The sequence below is a fragment of the Brevibacillus sp. AF8 genome, assembly GCF_021270385.1.
Taxonomy (GTDB): domain Bacteria; phylum Bacillota; class Bacilli; order Brevibacillales; family Brevibacillaceae; genus Brevibacillus.
Map to the genome: position 1 here is coordinate 26085 of NZ_JAGQDN010000035.1, position 15809 is coordinate 41893.

A 15809-nucleotide genomic window follows, 5' to 3' on the forward strand; every position below is an offset into this window, starting at 1 on the left:
TGATCATTAGAAGGACCAGTAGACATATAAGAAAGACTTTTGCTTTCACCATCGTTTTAGAAACGCCAGCTCTTCTTTAATGGAAGATCACCGTCGCTGCTCGATACACCCTTTCTCGTTGTGTCTGTTTAAGCTGCTCCTCTGGTTGGAGATTCCAAAACACCGCGCACAAGCTCCCTACCATAATCGAAATGATCAGAAATACGTGTATGTGCAACATCAGTTTGACGACGTATAGGATGTTCCGTTTTGCATCCTAAAGTTGATGTTTTCATTTCGAGTATCGTAGTTCAGCGATGTGATGGATTGGTTAATGCTCTCAGCAGAATCGTTTGCTGCAGGGCTTAACTCATTACCATAACTGCTGACACCGATCCCTAATACCATGACGCATGCTAAAAATATAAAAAACATTTTGGACATCTCAATTTTCCCCTTTTCTCATTCGTGATTTAAGGTATGGCTTTATCGATCCACCCAACTGCTCGATCTCTCAGCCCGTCTTCTCTTACTACCGATGTGTTTATTTCAGACAGGCTAGAAACAATTATTCCTAAAGAGAAAACGATGCACATGATGATAGATAATAGCTTCGTCATGAGTTGCTCCTCCTCAGGTCAAATATTTATCCAGTATTTCTGTAAGCAGCTTATACCAAGGAAACATGGCTACCAATAACCCCATGTAAAAAGCCGGGTAGACAATGACCGTGTAGCCAATCCCTAAAGACTTTATTTTTTTTCGATGACGAAACATTCTTCGGTGATCGACAGCCCATTCCATTCGTTGCATAGTAGCACTTACTTGTCCTTCGCTCAGCGTTTCAATTGTACGCATGCTCGATACGAGGATAATTCCGTCGTCGACACCAATTTTGTATTTAAAGCTCTCAAGTGCTTCATTAGGGTCTCTGTTCCACTCAGATAAAGTAGGGATATACTCCCTTAGCTTTCTAGTCGGTCTTGCTGCCTTGACCATGGCATTGTAAATGGGCACCTGATTTTCTAAAAGGGTCACATAGCGATTGATAAATCTGGCGATATCTGTGCTCAGCATATCCTCCCTGTGATTTGCCCACATCTTCAAGCCCATGTACGGCAGCATGTAACTGCCTGCAGATGCCAGGCACATCGATAGCAGTGGAAATGATTCCATTCGACTCACGACGACCCACATAAGAATCAGGATGCAAACGGTACTTCCAGTCAACAATTGCAGAAACACCCACTCCGGTTTACCCCATCCAAAAGGCCTTCCTGCTCGCGATAGTAACTGCTCCCATTTATCGTCTTCGTCAGGCTTGAGTGCCTGCTCCCACTTTTCCCACCACACCCCAGAAACAAACAGTTTTGGCTTTTGCTTATGAAACAAATACTTTCCGATCATAAACGCTGCACTAAAAACAAATAGAGCGCCTAATCCAAGGTAGGTATACATAATTAGCATTGGCATTAGCGATACCTCCTTCCCCAAATAAAAGCCAATAGGATCGAAAAAATCCACACAGTCACCGCAATCGCTAATATGGCTTGTCCATCTGGCGTGTAGAAATAGAGACGATAAGAATCTTGAAGCAGCCCTTGATTGTAGGGGATCAAGCAAATGCAAATTGCTATGACGATTAGGAGGCTGATCCAAATGGAGTATATTTCACTGTCACGCTCATGCTTTTCATCTTGTTGTACAAACATCTCATTTGTTAACCGATTTAGAGGTGATTGAATATCTTCTGTTTCTCCTTCCAAACCGCTGGATATATACGTTGCAAAATCAAATGCCCACGGATGGTCCAGTCTCTGCGCAAATTGTTCCACTGCCACAACCGAGTTTCCCCCATCCGAAAGGCTATTGTTCAGCAGAAGGAGGTCAGGCAATAATTCTTTGGGGCATTCCTCTATCATTTCGCGAAAGGTAAGGACGATGTTTTTGCGACTGTTATAATAACGGGCAAACAACTCTACGAAACGACAAAATGAGCTGATTTTTTTATTCATTTGTACCGTATAGCCTGCGTATAAAATCAGTGTTGGCAGCAAGAGCAATAGGAGAAAAAGCGATAAGGATACAATCATATTCCCTAGCAAAATACCCGATATGAATCCCGCTATCCCGCCAATCAGGGATAGTAATACGAACCCTTCTGGTGTACCCCCCACAATTTGACACCAACGATCAAAGCGTTCATACATCATGCGTCGGGTAGAATGGCTTAAAAATTTCTCTCTCCATACCTCAACTGTACGCGGGAAGAATACGCGGGGACTTCTCCATCCCTTATACAGGTGTAAGCCGAGAAACAGAAAACCAGAGAAGAGACATAGAAGCACCGGGAAAAGAAATGTGTACATCATAGCTGCCTGCCTATATCGGTAAGACGTAGCTCTTTCAACACTTCAATGTCTGCTTTGCCGACGTAACACATGTATTCAACTAACTCTGAGCTCAATTGATTCCCTGTCCATTCATAGACTCCCGTCTGCATGTTGCGACCTACAAGGGGAATAGATTCCACTCGGTTAAATGATGAATTCCACTCCGTCGCATGAATGGCATCAATAAAACGGTGACCACTGTTACGGTATGTAAGCGAATTGACAAAATTGACTGCCCTGCTAATTCTCTCCTGGGTCAGCTCGACACTTCGCCCTCCGTATTGATAAACAAGATCGGTCAAATCATGTAACGCCCTATGAGCAAATCGTTCGTGCATCGCTCCGATTGTAGCGTCTGTCCCTCTGATTCCGGCATTTATAAAATGGTACGCTTCTATAGGCTCGCGAATTTCTCCAATCAAGATCGTATTTGCGGTTGACCGATACATGTCTTTGAAACAATGCTCTAATTCAATGCCGATTTCCTCCACGTTTTGGAGTTCAATCACTTCCCCTGGCCAAATATCACCAAATCGCATCTCGTGTTCACTTTCAAAGATCGTGACATATTCTGTCCGAGGGTCTTTCAGCTTCAACATACACATCATCAACGTTGTTTTCCCTGCAGCCATTGGTCCAATAACCAGCACATTGCTGCGTCCGTACACTTGCTGTTCGATTAGCCATTGAATTCTTTCGTCGAAGGCTGGCTGTTGCTGTGTACGGAGTTGGTCGAGCGAAAAAGAAGGTGTTGTAAATCGTCTAACCAGAATGGTCGGTACTCTGGAATAAGGGAAAGTGAACATGGTTAATCTTGCTTTTAGCAAATGTATGTACCCGCTCAATCTAGGTTTTTTCTCGTTAAAAGATAGGCCCGCTGTATTGGTCAACTTTTGTTGGAGGATTTCAACCTCTTTCCAGCTTGGTGTGTAAGAGAGAAATTTTTTGACTCCTTGCTCCAGGTACGCAATGTTGCGGTTTGCAGAAATTCGCACTTCCTCTACCCACGGAGACAAATGGAGGACGGCATCAAGTATGCCCCACCCGTAAGTAGAAAAGGTGAGCCCCTCGTAACCGTTAACATGCGGCAAAATCTGTTCGGTTACTGGTCGTTGGAGGACTTCCTCAAAATAATGCTGTAAGCGAAGAATAATATGGTTGTGACTATCGCGATCTCCCTGTTCTGCCAAAGCGAGAATGCGTTGCATCTCTAGCTTTTCTTCTCGAGTTTTGCCAAAATGATTTAAATAATCTCTTGCTACCTGTTTTATGTCTTCGATGGTTTGGATGTCCGATTTAACTGGTTGTTCTCGCTCTATCCCTCTCATCAGCAAAACACCGCACTTCTGTCCACATATTGTGCCTTAGCAATTTCCTTCAAACTGCTGATGTACGATTTGGGAGCGAAAAACTCTTCTATTAATACGCTGCAGCTTTGATGTGATTGCATGAGCCTGCTCTCCGAAATGCGTGGTACAACACCATAGACCGAAACATCCTCCCCGATTCGAAAGGGTTGCCCAGGATCTAAATGACTGAGCAGAACCTCGCATTTCACTCCTCTTTCTCTCCAGTTATGCAGCCACTCTCTAGCACTATCGATACTAAAGGGATCAGCTCTCACGAATAACAGATTGCGGTCAACAGTATGAAGCAACCGCTGTAGAGTCTCAGACTCAGGAAAGCAGTAACCCCAATCGATGTATACATAGTCAAATTGCATGCGAAACACACTAATTAGATTGCTTAATTCTGAGCTTTTCCATTTGCTAGCAGCATGTGCGTAATACAAATTAGGCAAGTGCGCGCTCTGTTTGCAGACATTGCTCCAGTTACGCTTGGCAGTTGTTTGAATATCGATAAAGTCAGGACGAAATAAAGATAATTGATGTTGTTGGAGTTTGAAGAATCGTGATAAATCGGGCTTAGCGTCATTCATATCAAGTACAACAATTCGCTTTTCAGGATGCTGCCTCCCTAGTATGACAGGATAATTAATACAAAAAGTAGTGATGCCAGAAGCACCGTAGCTCAGCAAAGCGTAGACGAGCCCCTTTTCTTTTGACGATCCAATATCTGCACACTCTTGCACGAAGCCTAGAATCAGACTGATTTGATGGCGTATTTCTTCTTGGGATAAATGGGCTGATAACAGGTATACGTCCTCTAGCCCGGACTCCTCAGCTACCTTCTCAATCATCTTCTCATCCCGATAGAGGGGAACAATAATTAACGGTGAGTTGGACGGGAGTTGTGCTTTCAGTGCCGGCAGCCATTCCCAAACGGGAGTGTTGAACATTTCGGAAAATATCACGGAAGCTTCTGGCATATAAAGCTGCACAAGCCGTGAAAACTCCTCCGCCGACTCGGCTACCAGCAAATCACTGTACATAGGCATATACGTTTTGGCGAGTGACTTCATCGGATAACAAACTAAAATTTTCATGACGCTTGCTCCTTCGAACCCATGATATGACCGACCTGAAGCATCCCATATGACATTGCCTCGCTCACTATCACATACTCCTCGTCTGTCAAATTAAAGCCGATAAAAGCAGGTAGTGCTGTTGGCTGAACTCGGTAGTCACGATATCGCTTTTCGCCATTCTGCAACGGCTTTTCTCGTGATCCATGAAAGATGGAATCCATCTGATCAGGCGATGGCAACAAGCTAGGCTTTAATGTATAGATCTCAATACCATTACTATCCCTCACGCTTGCAAGCTGACTTTCAAATAACAAATCTGCCGTATCATTCGTTTTTTGAAAATGCAGTGGTGCAGGATAGTCTTGTAGCTCCGAGGGACTCTTGTATTTGACCCAAATTTTCACATGATCACCTTTGCGTAATTCCGTTAAAGGATAAATGGATAGTAGGGGGAACTCGTAACGCGCCTCCCCTTTTTCCGGTAAAAGCTGCGAATCTGTCAGCTTTTCCAATAATAATTGCTCGCCTTCGTATATAGTCTGCGTGCTCCTTTTCCCCAGAACGGTATCCAAATCACGCGCTGAACCTGGAAGAATTTCATCTACCTCTTCCTGAACAAGTATCACGTCGTTTTGTGTAATCGGCTCGAAGGCTGATATTTCTTTCCCTGCAGCTACCTTTACGACTGGGGCAAACAGCTTTTCCGCAGCCATCGCGTCAATATATTGAGTCGCTGCATAAAAGGACGACCCTGCTAGCAGAAACGAAATTAAGCAAATGACAAGCAATGTTTGCTTCTTCATAACATCCTTCCTTTATAAGCATGAATCAATGACTGAAATTCACTCTCTTCCTCGGGGAAAAGCTCCAAAAGTAGATTGGCTTTGGCGCTTGCCATTGCTGTTTTCTCTCCATCCATCAACGGAATCATGTTAGTTACCCGTGCAGCTCCAGGCTGCTGATCCCATAGGGAGAGCGTTCCTTCTACTTTTTTCATGATGCTTGTCCGAGACAATTGGCTATTCCACTTGTTTGCTATCATTTTTATTTTTCTTCTTTCTGTCCTCCACCAAGTAGGGACTGGCTCTACCAGGAACAAACGGGTTAGTCTAGTCAAATCGGCATCAAAAACTACCCATATTTCGTCGGCATGCTCAAAAATTTGTTTGGAGTGGATATCATTCCAGTAGGAAGAAACATCAATGACAACAATGGGACTATCCTTACAAATCCGTAGTAACCAGTTGGCTATATCTGTTTGAGAAGATTCATGCTGAATTTGTGCTGGGGATTCTATCTGGATGCGAAGATAGTTATTTTGCATGAGGAGCAATGATGTAGGAGAATCTCTTACTTGTTGTCGAGCTCTACGTTCAAAATCAAAAGCAAAATAATAATAGGATGTTACTTTTGGCAACTCGGAAAGGGTAACAGGAATGCCTTTTCCTGACCATGCATACGCTAGGTTACTTGCAAGAAAACTAGCTCCAGCCTGTGCGTACAAACTCATAACGACAATACATTTACGCTGATACGACTCCTGTTGCTCAACTATTTGTGGAGAAGCAAGCTTTTCTTTAAGTACTTTCCATTGCCGCTCTTCCTCAATAGACTGTGAAAACTCCTGCTGCTCCAAATCACGAAACCTGGAGACAAAGCGGCTCATTTGGTGAAACATGATTATCCCACCTGGGAATCATTTGATTTATTTTTACTGGCGATGTATTTCTCAAATTTTTCAACCATCTCTCGAACAGTGAGGGACTTGCGGTGATAATAGTATATTTTGCGCAGTCGCTCCCTTTCCTGAGCTGTCATTTCTGGTCTCACTTTCATGGCTAGCTCGATTAATAGAGCAAGCTCGACGTTGTTAGGTCTTCCTCTTCTAGGTGGATTAGCAAAGAGCTCCTGCTGTTTTTTATTAAATGCGTTTGGGTACTCTACCAGCCACATGTCTACCAGCGTTTCAATATCTTCATGTGTACGTACTCCGAGCTTCATCAAGTATTTAAAATATGTGGGGATGGGACGTTCACGTATCTGCCCATTTTGCCATCGGGCGAGAAATCCATTTGGCATAGTTAGGAGTTTGGTTACGTCTCGGATGAGTGCTATCCGATTTGGCGATTGGTATTGAACGACTGCTTCCTTTACTAGCGTAAACAAAATGTCATGATAATTGACGCCTTTATACCCGCTTCCATACTCTGTGATGTACCATTCCTCAACTGCCCGATCAAAATCTCTCCGGCAATTAGATAACTGAAGCTGATTCAAATGCTCATAAAACTCTTCCAGATCATACTGAACCATAAACTCTTCCTGGTAATCTCCAAAAACAAAAGCAATAAAGGATTCCTTAAACTCTTCCAATGACAACAATGTCAGCTTGTTTGTCTCCTCATAGCAGCGGTTGACTAATTCGATTGCACTCTTTGCCAACACGTCAAAATACCCCCATTTCCTTTTTATAGAACGATTGATATTCTCCAACAGCATTCTCGACTCGTCGAATCTTATTTAGCCTGATAAACCAGGCAGTTCGCTTTATGGGTCGCCTCACACGCAACCGTGCAAGGCGATTAAGAGAACCTACTCAGTTACAAAGTAAAGTTCTTCTCCGGTCGCGAAAAGAAGAGCAATCCTTCCCGCGCGCTCCATGACGGTTGGAGCATTCTCCATTACAATTAGCCCGTCATTGAGTACTACTCTGTCTCCAAATCGAAGTACGGATTCGATCTGGAACGCTCCCTGCGGAACTCTTTCCACTGAAAGATGTCTGCCGGGTTTGTGCTTCTGGTAGCGTACTTGTCGCCCTAGAAGCTGCTCCACGGATGCAGAGCATTTCTGGTGAGCCTCTACTGTTGCCATACGCAACGCCTCCTTCTCTCACCTGTAGAGTACGGCCGTTTCATCTGCTTATAAGCCTATGAAACTATCTCTACCGTAAAAAAAGACAGCAGGGTTGTGCAAATATTTTTATAACTCGTCCCAATACGAGGGATCACTAAGCTCGGGATACATTTCAGTGACCATATCAAATGGTGAAAAGTAGAGCGTATCGACGAGAATCTTGAGTTTATATGTTTTCAGGAGCGTATAGGCTCTCTCTGTTTTGCTGAAAATACTTGGCAGTTGACGCAAATCTGCCAGCTTTAGCAGATGCTTGCACATATAGTCGACGCATATTTTTGCCCGTTCCTCCCCCTTTATGCTCTGAAAATAAGCTGGGGGAAAATGACGTCTTATGCCTGAAAGCACTTCTTGGTAAACCCATAACACTCGTTGTTCTTCTGAAAGCCGAGGTAAATACGGATAAGCGAATTCGACGAAGTAATACACATCCTCCGCCTTTGCCTCGATAGGCGGCTCAATAAATTCTCTCACCAAATGCAGCTTCAGTTCTTTGACATCCTGCAAGCTCAATTCACGTCTCGCCTGCTCAGGAGTCCATCTTTTTACATTTTCAATCGCATATCTAACAACTAATTGGACTTTTTGCTTTCGGTACTGCACATCTTCGAACTCATACGGGGAAAAACGCTTTTGCTCTCCGCTAAGAATTCGTTTGTACCGATCGACTATTTTTGAGGGCACTGTCATATCACTCCTATCCCCATTTTTGGAATATACTACTAAATTACCACGCGGGATTAGGACAAAAATAACAGTACCTTTGTTCAAAATTGTGACTTTATTCATAGACCCCAGACTGGGAGACTCTGTTCATTTTTACAAAAAGCTCATCCCAAAATACAGGTATGTCCTTTTCAAGCTTTACTTCTAAATGATAGATTCCTTGCAAGTACAAATAAGGCCGTTCACCTTTTTGGTGAATAACAGAGACCTCATCACTTGTTCCCTCCAGATTCCCCCTGTTTAATCTCCAAAGAATCCCCGCTTCTTCACGTGCCCCGCGAATGATATCCGCATCACGCCGTTCCGCTTCTTCTGTTGTCGCAAACAATCTGATTTGCTTATCACCGTTTGTATCCACGTACTCCCATTTTCCAGCCGCACGTGCTCCCTTAGTAATCAAATCCGCTGTATGTTGCATCTTCATTTTTAGATAATCTGTCTGTTCCAAAAATAACAGGATAGAGAGCAGACTGCCCAAGCAGAAGAGAAAGAAGAGCACAGTAATCATAGTTGCCCCGCGCTCTTCCTTCACTCGATTCAAAAAATGATGCAACGAATCATTCATTGCTTCTCCTCCGCATTTTCAACCATCATGTGATAGCTTTCAGTTATCTCGAATAATTCTCCCGTGGAGAGAAGCCGAAATGAAACTGTTGCTTCAGCTTTTACATGACTGCCTTTTCTCCAGCCGTTCCCATCAAGCTCCAGCTGGACATCTTTGTGAAGGACTCCAATACCTTGTGCTAGTTCCGATGTGCCTCGCTCTTTCGCATGGAATTTGGCCAAACCGAAATTGGGCTGCACTGCAGCAATTCTCCCTGCCTCATACGCAGCCGCCAATGCCTTTTGCTTGTTGTACATCATGCTGAATTGGTCAAAGGAGAATACGATCAAGATCCAAACTAAAGGAAACACCAAAATAAACTCAATCATCTGGCTGCCTCGCTCATCTTTCATCCTCGCACGTATCACTCGTCCCAAGCGTGTAATCATCCGATTGCTCCGATGACATCTCGTACGGATTGGAACACAAAAGCACCCAGCAAATATACGGCGTAGGGGAATGAAAAGGCTGTTTTTGCCCTGTCTGGAAGCCAAACTTGTCGATGTGCTGTCCATCCGGCTGCTATGATTTGAAGATTGTTGCAAAGGCGAGCCCAATTTTGCGGATAGAACACCATCACAACAAGGCATAAGATGATAGAATGCAAAAACAAAGAATACACCACACTCCAACTTGTCCAAGCTCCAACAGCCATCAGCAGCTTTTGATCACCCATCCCCATCCCTTTTAAGATTACGGGACCAACTGTCAACAAAAAGGCTCCAGCCACACCTAGTAATGCTCCTCCCAAAAATTCACCTTCCCACTGATGCCATAAGCCGACAGCAATCGCTGGAAAAACAAGAGTATTCGGTATTTTCCTTTGTCTCCAATCCATCCATGCGGCCGCTCCTAATACGCCTAGCAAGATTACGTTAGTCATTTGCTTATTTTTTCTTGCAGTTCCTTCAGCTTCTCGTCTTCGGCAGTGCCTAGTTGTGTCAGTGTCGGAATAAGCACAATCAAGATGACGGCAATGATAATGACCATTTCTACGATCGTGACACCGTCCTCCTCATACCAAAAACGGTTGAAATAATCTGCGATGGCTCCCATTCCATTCACTCCTCATTGAGATTTTGGTTCTATTTTCACTCTGCCAAAAGACAGTGCCTCTCGCAAAAATATTTACATGCGCTAATTTTGCTACAAGCTTTCTCCGATGCCGATGAATGCAGGGCCCATCACCAAAAACAGCAACGGCAGTCCCATTAATAAAATGACAAAAGGCAATAACCTAATATTTAACCGATTCATATGGGTAGCAGCCTCGTCTTCTTGTTGTCTCACTTGCTCCTCTACTTGGACAGACAACATTTGCGATATGCTAACCCCTTTTTTCATCGCCTCGTTCATCTCCAGCGCAATGGACGTCAACGAATCTACCTCCCACCGAAAGGCCAACTCTTCAAGCGCCTTTCGCCAGTTTCCATGCCTTTTTTCTCCCATTTCCAGGCTCGCGAGTTCTCTGCCAAGTCTGGCATCAAAACGCCTCGCTGTCTGCTTTACAGCCTGTTGCAATGGCATGCCAGCATCCACCAATGACTGCACGATGCTAAAAAAGATAGGGACCTGCTCTCGAATTTCAGCTTTTGCTCGCTTGTCTGCCCGATCTAGCAGCATGTTCGGTAGCAAGTACAAAAATAAACTAATTGTTAAGGGAAGCCCATTCATCGTTCCGATTTTTTCCCCATTAACCATGCTTATTGACAATGAAGCTAGAGATGAAACGATGAAACACATGCTGATGAGCCGGAACAAGACAATCTCGGTCAAGCTTATATCGATCCCCAGACGAACCAATGTTTCCTCTATTTTTTTCTTATCGACACCCGTCCATTTGTAAAAGTGCTGTAGCAGTACATGGTTTTTCTCCAAGCTTTGAACCAGTGTCCACCTTTTTCGTCGTTGTTGAAACGATTTCTCAAGCTTGGCTTGTTTCACGGAGTCAATCCTGCCCAAAAGGGTGGCCGAGATTTGTTCTCCCTTACTCACACAAGACGGCAAGCCGTACAGAAATATAGCAACACTCACCAATAGACTAAGAACGAGAACGAACATTGCACCCTCTCCTATGCTCTCCTGCTTATGCTTTTATGCGCAACATAACGAATTGCTTCTCCCCCAATCAAAATAGAGGCCAGGCTTCCCAAAATAAGAAACCGTCCCCCGATTGTGGCCGTTAATGGGTCGAAATGATTGGGATTATTTACATACAACGCAATGACAAAAACAAACGGCATGACACTTAGTAAATTCACCTGTGCCACGATCTGTGCCATAGCTGCTTTTTGTCTACGGAGCGACTGTCTGCGCCGCAATATTGAAGAGGCAGCCAAATCGAGCGTTTTAGCCATATCTCCGCCCATCTCACGTTGAATGTGGACAATAGTCGCTAAATATTTGACATCCGCTGATCCTGTGCGTTCAAAGAATCGATTCATTACGTGCTCCAACGGGACTTGTGCCCGCAATAGCTCTACAATACGCCTGTATTCCTCTAAAACGATTTCCGATAAGAATGGACTAGTTGCTACCTGTTCAAACGCATGCAAATACGATGGAGAGGTGCGTAAAGAACTGGCCATAAGACGAATTGCTTTTACATTGCCTGCTTCGAACTCGTCCTTTCGACGAGCCCCCCATACACTCACTAACCGTTCGGTAAACATAATCCCTGCCAGCAAAGCAGGCAATGCCATCCACCAAGACTGCAAGATCTGACCACTCACACCAAAGGACGCGATTCCCAATAAAAAAGAGAGGGTCACATACTGGTTTACCCCCCACCCTGAGTGCGATTTTGCCAACCTCTCCTCAAACTGCTTCCAAATAGTTTTCCTGTCCTGTTGCAACACTTCTACGATTTCGTGCTTCCCCGTCGGTTCTCGCATATACAATTTGTTAGGCAAGATCAATAACAGGATGGCCATCCCCATCCCGATTGCAACAGGTAAGCTAATGTCCATACTTTCTCCTCCTATAGCGGTATTGGTGTGGTGAAAAAGACTTGCTCAATCTCCTCTCGGGACAAACCTTTCTCTAGCCATCGTTTAATCAGTCGCTCTGGTCGGTAGCCTGTCCATTTGAAGTGACCCTTTACTCTCCCATTCTCCACGCCTGTTGCTTCGTACACATATATATCCTGCAAATACACCCGATCAGGGAGAACCTGTTTAATGTTGCAAGCTCGTTTTATCCATTCTTCATGCGATTGACCCGTCCCCACTACCTCCGTTATCGCTACCACCTTGCGACTGCCATCTTCTTCAAAACGTTTTACTTGAACAATCAGGTCCAGTGCCGAACCGATCATTAAATTGCGCTCTTCCGCACTATACCCTTCATCTGCTTTTCCAAATAAAATGGGCAAAGTTGAATCTACCAAAGCACGCGGTGAGTTTGCATGTGCTGTGCTCCAGCTGCCAGGATGGTCCGTATTCATCGCCCAAAGCATATCTACGATTTCTCCCCCTCGTGTCTCACCGACCATAATGACATCCGGCCTTTTGCGCAAGGACAAGCGAACACAATCCTTGATCGAAAACCCACCCTTCCCCTCGTAATTTGCAGGTTTCGCTAAAAATCTGCGTACAAAAGGATGCTGAAGCTTCATCTCCAAAACATCCTCGATCGTAATAATACTCAAATGATCAGGTACATATTGGGAGATGAGATTGAGCATGTGTGTCTTGCCTGAGCCTGTTCCTCCACTGACAATGCCAGATGCACGAGATAAACCGACGGCTCTGTTTAAAAAGAGAAGCATCGGCTCGCAAATGGAACCGTACCGCAAATAATCGGACTCACTGAGTAGCTCGCGGTGTTTTCTGATCGTGAGCATATGTCCATCGGGAGAAATCGAGCGATGCGTAGCAGCAACCCGGGAACCGTCCGGAAGCTGTGTATGCAACTCTGCTTTTGTTTCATTAAACTCACGTCCCATTGTCGCTGCAATTTGTTCCAATAGGCGCAGCAGCTCTTCCTCATCACGAAAAACAGCAATGTCCGGAGATTCAAGACGACCCGTACTTTTTCTTTCAATGACGAGATAGTTATAGCGATGAAAAAGAATCTCCGTGATGTCGTTATCCTCTAATAAAGCGTCTAATGGGCCCCAACCCGTCAAAGAATGCAGCAGTCGTTTTACTTCTGCATCCATTTGCATGGTCGTCAGGGTGGTTTGCGACTCCAGCAGCATTCGAATATCTGTCGTCAGCTCATCTAAAAAGAGTGAAGAATGCTTTTCCTCCCATAATCGTTTTCCGTATTTCTCAACAATCTGGGTACGAATCGACGTTTCTTGATCTGCCCCGACCCATTTTTCATTCGTCCGCGCGTGATCGGGGGCTTGCATTTTTTCGTGAAGCGTCGAAGGAACTCCCGCCATTCCCCTGCCCGCTGATCGTAATTCTTGCGCAGGGCGAACTTGATTAGTAATGCCTAGTAACTGTTTTTTATCGAACATGACACCCTCCCTTATCCCCACAACCACTTGAAGAGAGATGTTTTCTCTTTTGGTTTCTCTTTTTCAGCAGCCTTCATTTGCTCTCCATCTACGGGGAACAGTGCTTTTCCTAATGTCTCAATGGCTTCCTTGGCCGGAATTCTCCCTGACTGGAGCATGACTGGCGTTCCGGTATTAATCGATTTTTTCACTTCCACATCGTCAGGTATTGAGAAGATTTTTTTGCTAGGGTGAAGCTGGAAATAGGCACGAATTTCATCTAAGGTAAACATTTCTTTCCTCTGCAAACGATTCATGCAAATTTGAATGCGCTCTTCAGGGTACTCTGCTTCTCTCAACAGTTTTAGCAATCGTTGAATATTTTCAATGGAGTCTACTACCGGATTTCCCACCATCACAACATGTTCTGCAAAAAACAGAGCTTGAATCGTTGCATCTGTTGTATCCGGAGCCGTATCGATAAGAACGACGTCGTAGTTGCTTTGTTTTAACGTTTCGAGAATCAAATATAAATGATAGTCACGGATTTCAAAGCTTTGCCGAATATCACGGGGGGAGGTAATTACATGCAATCCCGTATCGGAATGAACAACCACATATTTCTCGATTTGTTGAGGAGATAACGGCAAGGCTTGTGCATATTCCTGCCATTCCTCACTACTAATGGAATACGGGTCTTTTCCTTGACCCTGAATATACGAATGCAACTGAGCATCAAGATCCTTTACCCACGTAAAAAGATTCGGGGTACGGGGGAGATTCAAAGTAGTCGCAAATGTACCGAGATCAAGATTGAAGTCAACAGCGATTACCCGCAATGGGACCCCCTCGTTTTTTTGCATAGAAAAGAAAATCGCTAGCTCACGAGAAATAAATGTTTTTCCTACGCCACCTTTGGGACCGTAAACAGTTATAAGCTGTTTGGGACGAGTCATTTCAGGAACTAAACTACCTGTAATTGGCTCGGAGAATGAAGGAGGCTGGCTCGGATAGCTCTTGGTCTGTTCCTGGATTACATACTGGTGTTGTTGTGGCGCAGATTCTGCTACCATTCCTGAAGGTTGTATCATCATAGCTAACGCTTCGATCTGCCCTGGTTCAATTGGCTTGGCAATAACCCATAAGCCTAAGTTCCGGAAAAAAGGCTCCCACATCAATTCATTGCTTGAGCAAGCAGCAATAAACGAAAGATGAGGAAAGGCTAGCCGAAATTGCTGACACAACACACCTCTTTCCGTTCCCTTTATACCACCCAGCAACACCAAATGGGGTTGGTTTGCCTGTAATTTTGCCCATGCCTCTTCCACTCCGAGTGCTTCCCCGCACACTTCGATCCATCTGCTGTTTACAAGTTGCGCCGTTAACAAACGAACTGATTCTTGATCATCATCTACTATGAGCAAACGCCTTTTCACTCATGCTCCTCCTTTTTAATACCCCAGCGTGTTTTCGTCTTCATTAGCTCTGAAGCGAATCTTGCGTCTCCTATTCCTGGATTCCCCCCATCCTTCACTGCAGCCAAGCCCAATCTGATTTTTCCATAATGAAGTGCGTGTGTTAGCAGAACAGCCTCATCACGTGTCAGGGAGAGAGTCACTGCTACCAGATTGGGACGATCTCCTTCCATTTCGCGTTGAATGCCAATGATGGGCATGTTTTGCAACAGAAGTCCAGAATGTGCTCCTGACTCATCTTCAAAGGAAGCATAGACATGCACTCTTTCTCCGCTTGATACATGCGGTGAAACTCCTGCAACATTGTCCACGGGAATGCTCATACCTGTCATTTTTTCTGTGATCACTCCGCTGTCTTGCGGATTACTGGTTTGCTCCAAATCACTTTGCAATAATGGTCGACCTCCTTTCACTTGACGGGTGAATGCTAAACCGACAAGGCTCTGTCCTTCTTCCCATGGAATCAAGCCTGGAATTGGGGCAATGGGTTGTTGAAAGATCCCTCCCAGTCTCAGTGTTAATGGCTCCATATCTCTTGCTTCAAGTAATTGACCACTTTCTTTCTCCACTGTTGAACGCAATTGTATATAGGTCACTTGATGCGGCTTCAAAATGATGTAGGTCGCTACACCTATACATGTAGCGAAAAGCAATATAGCCAACAGTCGTAACGGATGTATTGACATTCTCCCCCTCCTTCCATTGTTTGTAGCGTAAGGGAGAATAGAGGGACAAAAAAAGAAAACAAAAAACCGTGCAGATCGAATGCACGGTTACACCTATGACACAACAAAAAAAGCTGCATTCTCCATTACTTTTACAAGTAATCGGGAATACAGCTTTT

19 protein-coding genes are annotated in these 15809 nt (G+C 44.5%); all 19 read right to left on the reverse strand.

The annotated features are described in order from the left end of the window. Nucleotides 1-452: 452 nt before the first annotated feature. The 19 genes from KB186_RS27575 to cpaB all read right to left on the reverse strand — a co-directional run bounded on the left by KB186_RS27575 (nucleotide 453) and on the right by cpaB (nucleotide 15651). Entirely contained in the window at nucleotides 453-599 is a 147-nt protein-coding gene (locus KB186_RS27575; protein ID WP_007725181.1) for a hypothetical protein, read from the reverse strand. 13 nt (nucleotides 600-612) lie between these two features. Beyond that, nucleotides 613-1452 (reverse strand): hypothetical protein, encoded by an 840-nt coding sequence (locus KB186_RS27580; RefSeq protein WP_173612450.1) that lies wholly within the window; start codon nucleotides 1450-1452, stop codon nucleotides 613-615. After that, nucleotides 1452-2156, reverse strand: a complete 705-nt coding sequence (locus KB186_RS27585; RefSeq protein ID WP_232774787.1) for a hypothetical protein — start codon at nucleotides 2154-2156, stop codon at nucleotides 1452-1454. The genes KB186_RS27580 and KB186_RS27585 overlap by 1 nt, the downstream gene beginning before the upstream one ends. A 191-nt stretch (nucleotides 2157-2347) precedes the next feature. Next, the gene (locus KB186_RS27590) at nucleotides 2348-3700 is read right to left on the reverse strand and encodes an ATPase, T2SS/T4P/T4SS family (RefSeq protein ID WP_232774788.1); all 1353 of its coding nucleotides are present in this window, start codon (nucleotides 3698-3700) and stop codon (nucleotides 2348-2350) included. Beyond that, nucleotides 3700-4818: a P-loop NTPase family protein gene (locus KB186_RS27595; protein WP_232774789.1), complete on the reverse strand. Its 1119-nt coding sequence runs from the start codon at nucleotides 4816-4818 to the stop codon at nucleotides 3700-3702. Before KB186_RS27595 ends, KB186_RS27590 begins: the two co-directional genes overlap by 1 nt. Further along, nucleotides 4815-5603 carry an SAF domain-containing protein gene (locus KB186_RS27600; RefSeq protein WP_173612446.1) on the reverse strand — a complete coding sequence of 263 codons (789 nt, stop codon included), beginning with the start codon at nucleotides 5601-5603 and terminating at the stop codon, nucleotides 4815-4817. The genes KB186_RS27595 and KB186_RS27600 overlap by 4 nt, the downstream gene beginning before the upstream one ends. Next, a complete protein-coding gene (locus KB186_RS27605) occupies nucleotides 5600-6436 on the reverse strand; it encodes a CpaE/TadZ family protein (protein WP_232774790.1) in 837 nt (278 codons plus the stop codon). Before KB186_RS27605 ends, KB186_RS27600 begins: the two co-directional genes overlap by 4 nt. A 44-nt stretch (nucleotides 6437-6480) precedes the next feature. Beyond that, nucleotides 6481-7245: a hypothetical protein gene (locus tag KB186_RS27610; protein ID WP_047074825.1), complete on the reverse strand. Its 765-nt coding sequence runs from the start codon at nucleotides 7243-7245 to the stop codon at nucleotides 6481-6483. A 147-nt stretch (nucleotides 7246-7392) separates the two neighbouring features. Further along, nucleotides 7393-7671: a hypothetical protein gene (locus tag KB186_RS27615; protein ID WP_173612444.1), complete on the reverse strand. Its 279-nt coding sequence runs from the start codon at nucleotides 7669-7671 to the stop codon at nucleotides 7393-7395. Nucleotides 7672-7779: 108 nt separating this feature from the next. Next, complete coding sequence (locus KB186_RS27620) at nucleotides 7780-8397, reverse strand: DUF4046 domain-containing protein (protein WP_173612443.1); 618 nt, start codon at nucleotides 8395-8397, stop codon at nucleotides 7780-7782. Between the two features lie 97 nt (nucleotides 8398-8494). Continuing rightward, nucleotides 8495-9004 carry a hypothetical protein gene (locus tag KB186_RS27625; RefSeq protein WP_173612442.1) on the reverse strand — a complete coding sequence of 170 codons (510 nt, stop codon included), beginning with the start codon at nucleotides 9002-9004 and terminating at the stop codon, nucleotides 8495-8497. Then, entirely contained in the window at nucleotides 9001-9432 is a 432-nt protein-coding gene (locus KB186_RS27630) for a TadE/TadG family type IV pilus assembly protein (protein WP_173612441.1), read from the reverse strand. Before KB186_RS27630 ends, KB186_RS27625 begins: the two co-directional genes overlap by 4 nt. Continuing rightward, nucleotides 9429-9926: an A24 family peptidase gene (locus tag KB186_RS27635; RefSeq protein WP_173612440.1), complete on the reverse strand. Its 498-nt coding sequence runs from the start codon at nucleotides 9924-9926 to the stop codon at nucleotides 9429-9431. Before KB186_RS27635 ends, KB186_RS27630 begins: the two co-directional genes overlap by 4 nt. After that, a complete protein-coding gene (locus tag KB186_RS27640) occupies nucleotides 9923-10099 on the reverse strand; it encodes a pilus assembly protein (protein ID WP_173612439.1) in 177 nt (58 codons plus the stop codon). Before KB186_RS27640 ends, KB186_RS27635 begins: the two co-directional genes overlap by 4 nt. A gap of 90 nt (nucleotides 10100-10189) precedes the next feature. Then, complete coding sequence (locus KB186_RS27645) at nucleotides 10190-11104, reverse strand: type II secretion system F family protein (RefSeq protein WP_173612438.1); 915 nt, start codon at nucleotides 11102-11104, stop codon at nucleotides 10190-10192. A gap of 11 nt (nucleotides 11105-11115) precedes the next feature. Further along, entirely contained in the window at nucleotides 11116-12012 is an 897-nt protein-coding gene (locus KB186_RS27650; protein ID WP_221869315.1) for a type II secretion system F family protein, read from the reverse strand. An 11-nt stretch (nucleotides 12013-12023) separates the two neighbouring features. Then, the gene (locus KB186_RS27655) at nucleotides 12024-13511 is read right to left on the reverse strand and encodes a TadA family conjugal transfer-associated ATPase (RefSeq protein WP_232774791.1); all 1488 of its coding nucleotides are present in this window, start codon (nucleotides 13509-13511) and stop codon (nucleotides 12024-12026) included. A gap of 11 nt (nucleotides 13512-13522) precedes the next feature. Further along, entirely contained in the window at nucleotides 13523-14926 is a 1404-nt protein-coding gene (locus KB186_RS27660) for a CpaE/TadZ family protein (protein ID WP_232774792.1), read from the reverse strand. Beyond that, nucleotides 14923-15651, reverse strand: a complete 729-nt coding sequence (cpaB, locus tag KB186_RS27665; protein WP_173612434.1) for a Flp pilus assembly protein CpaB — start codon at nucleotides 15649-15651, stop codon at nucleotides 14923-14925. The genes KB186_RS27660 and cpaB overlap by 4 nt, the downstream gene beginning before the upstream one ends. Nucleotides 15652-15809: the final 158 nt, after the last annotated feature.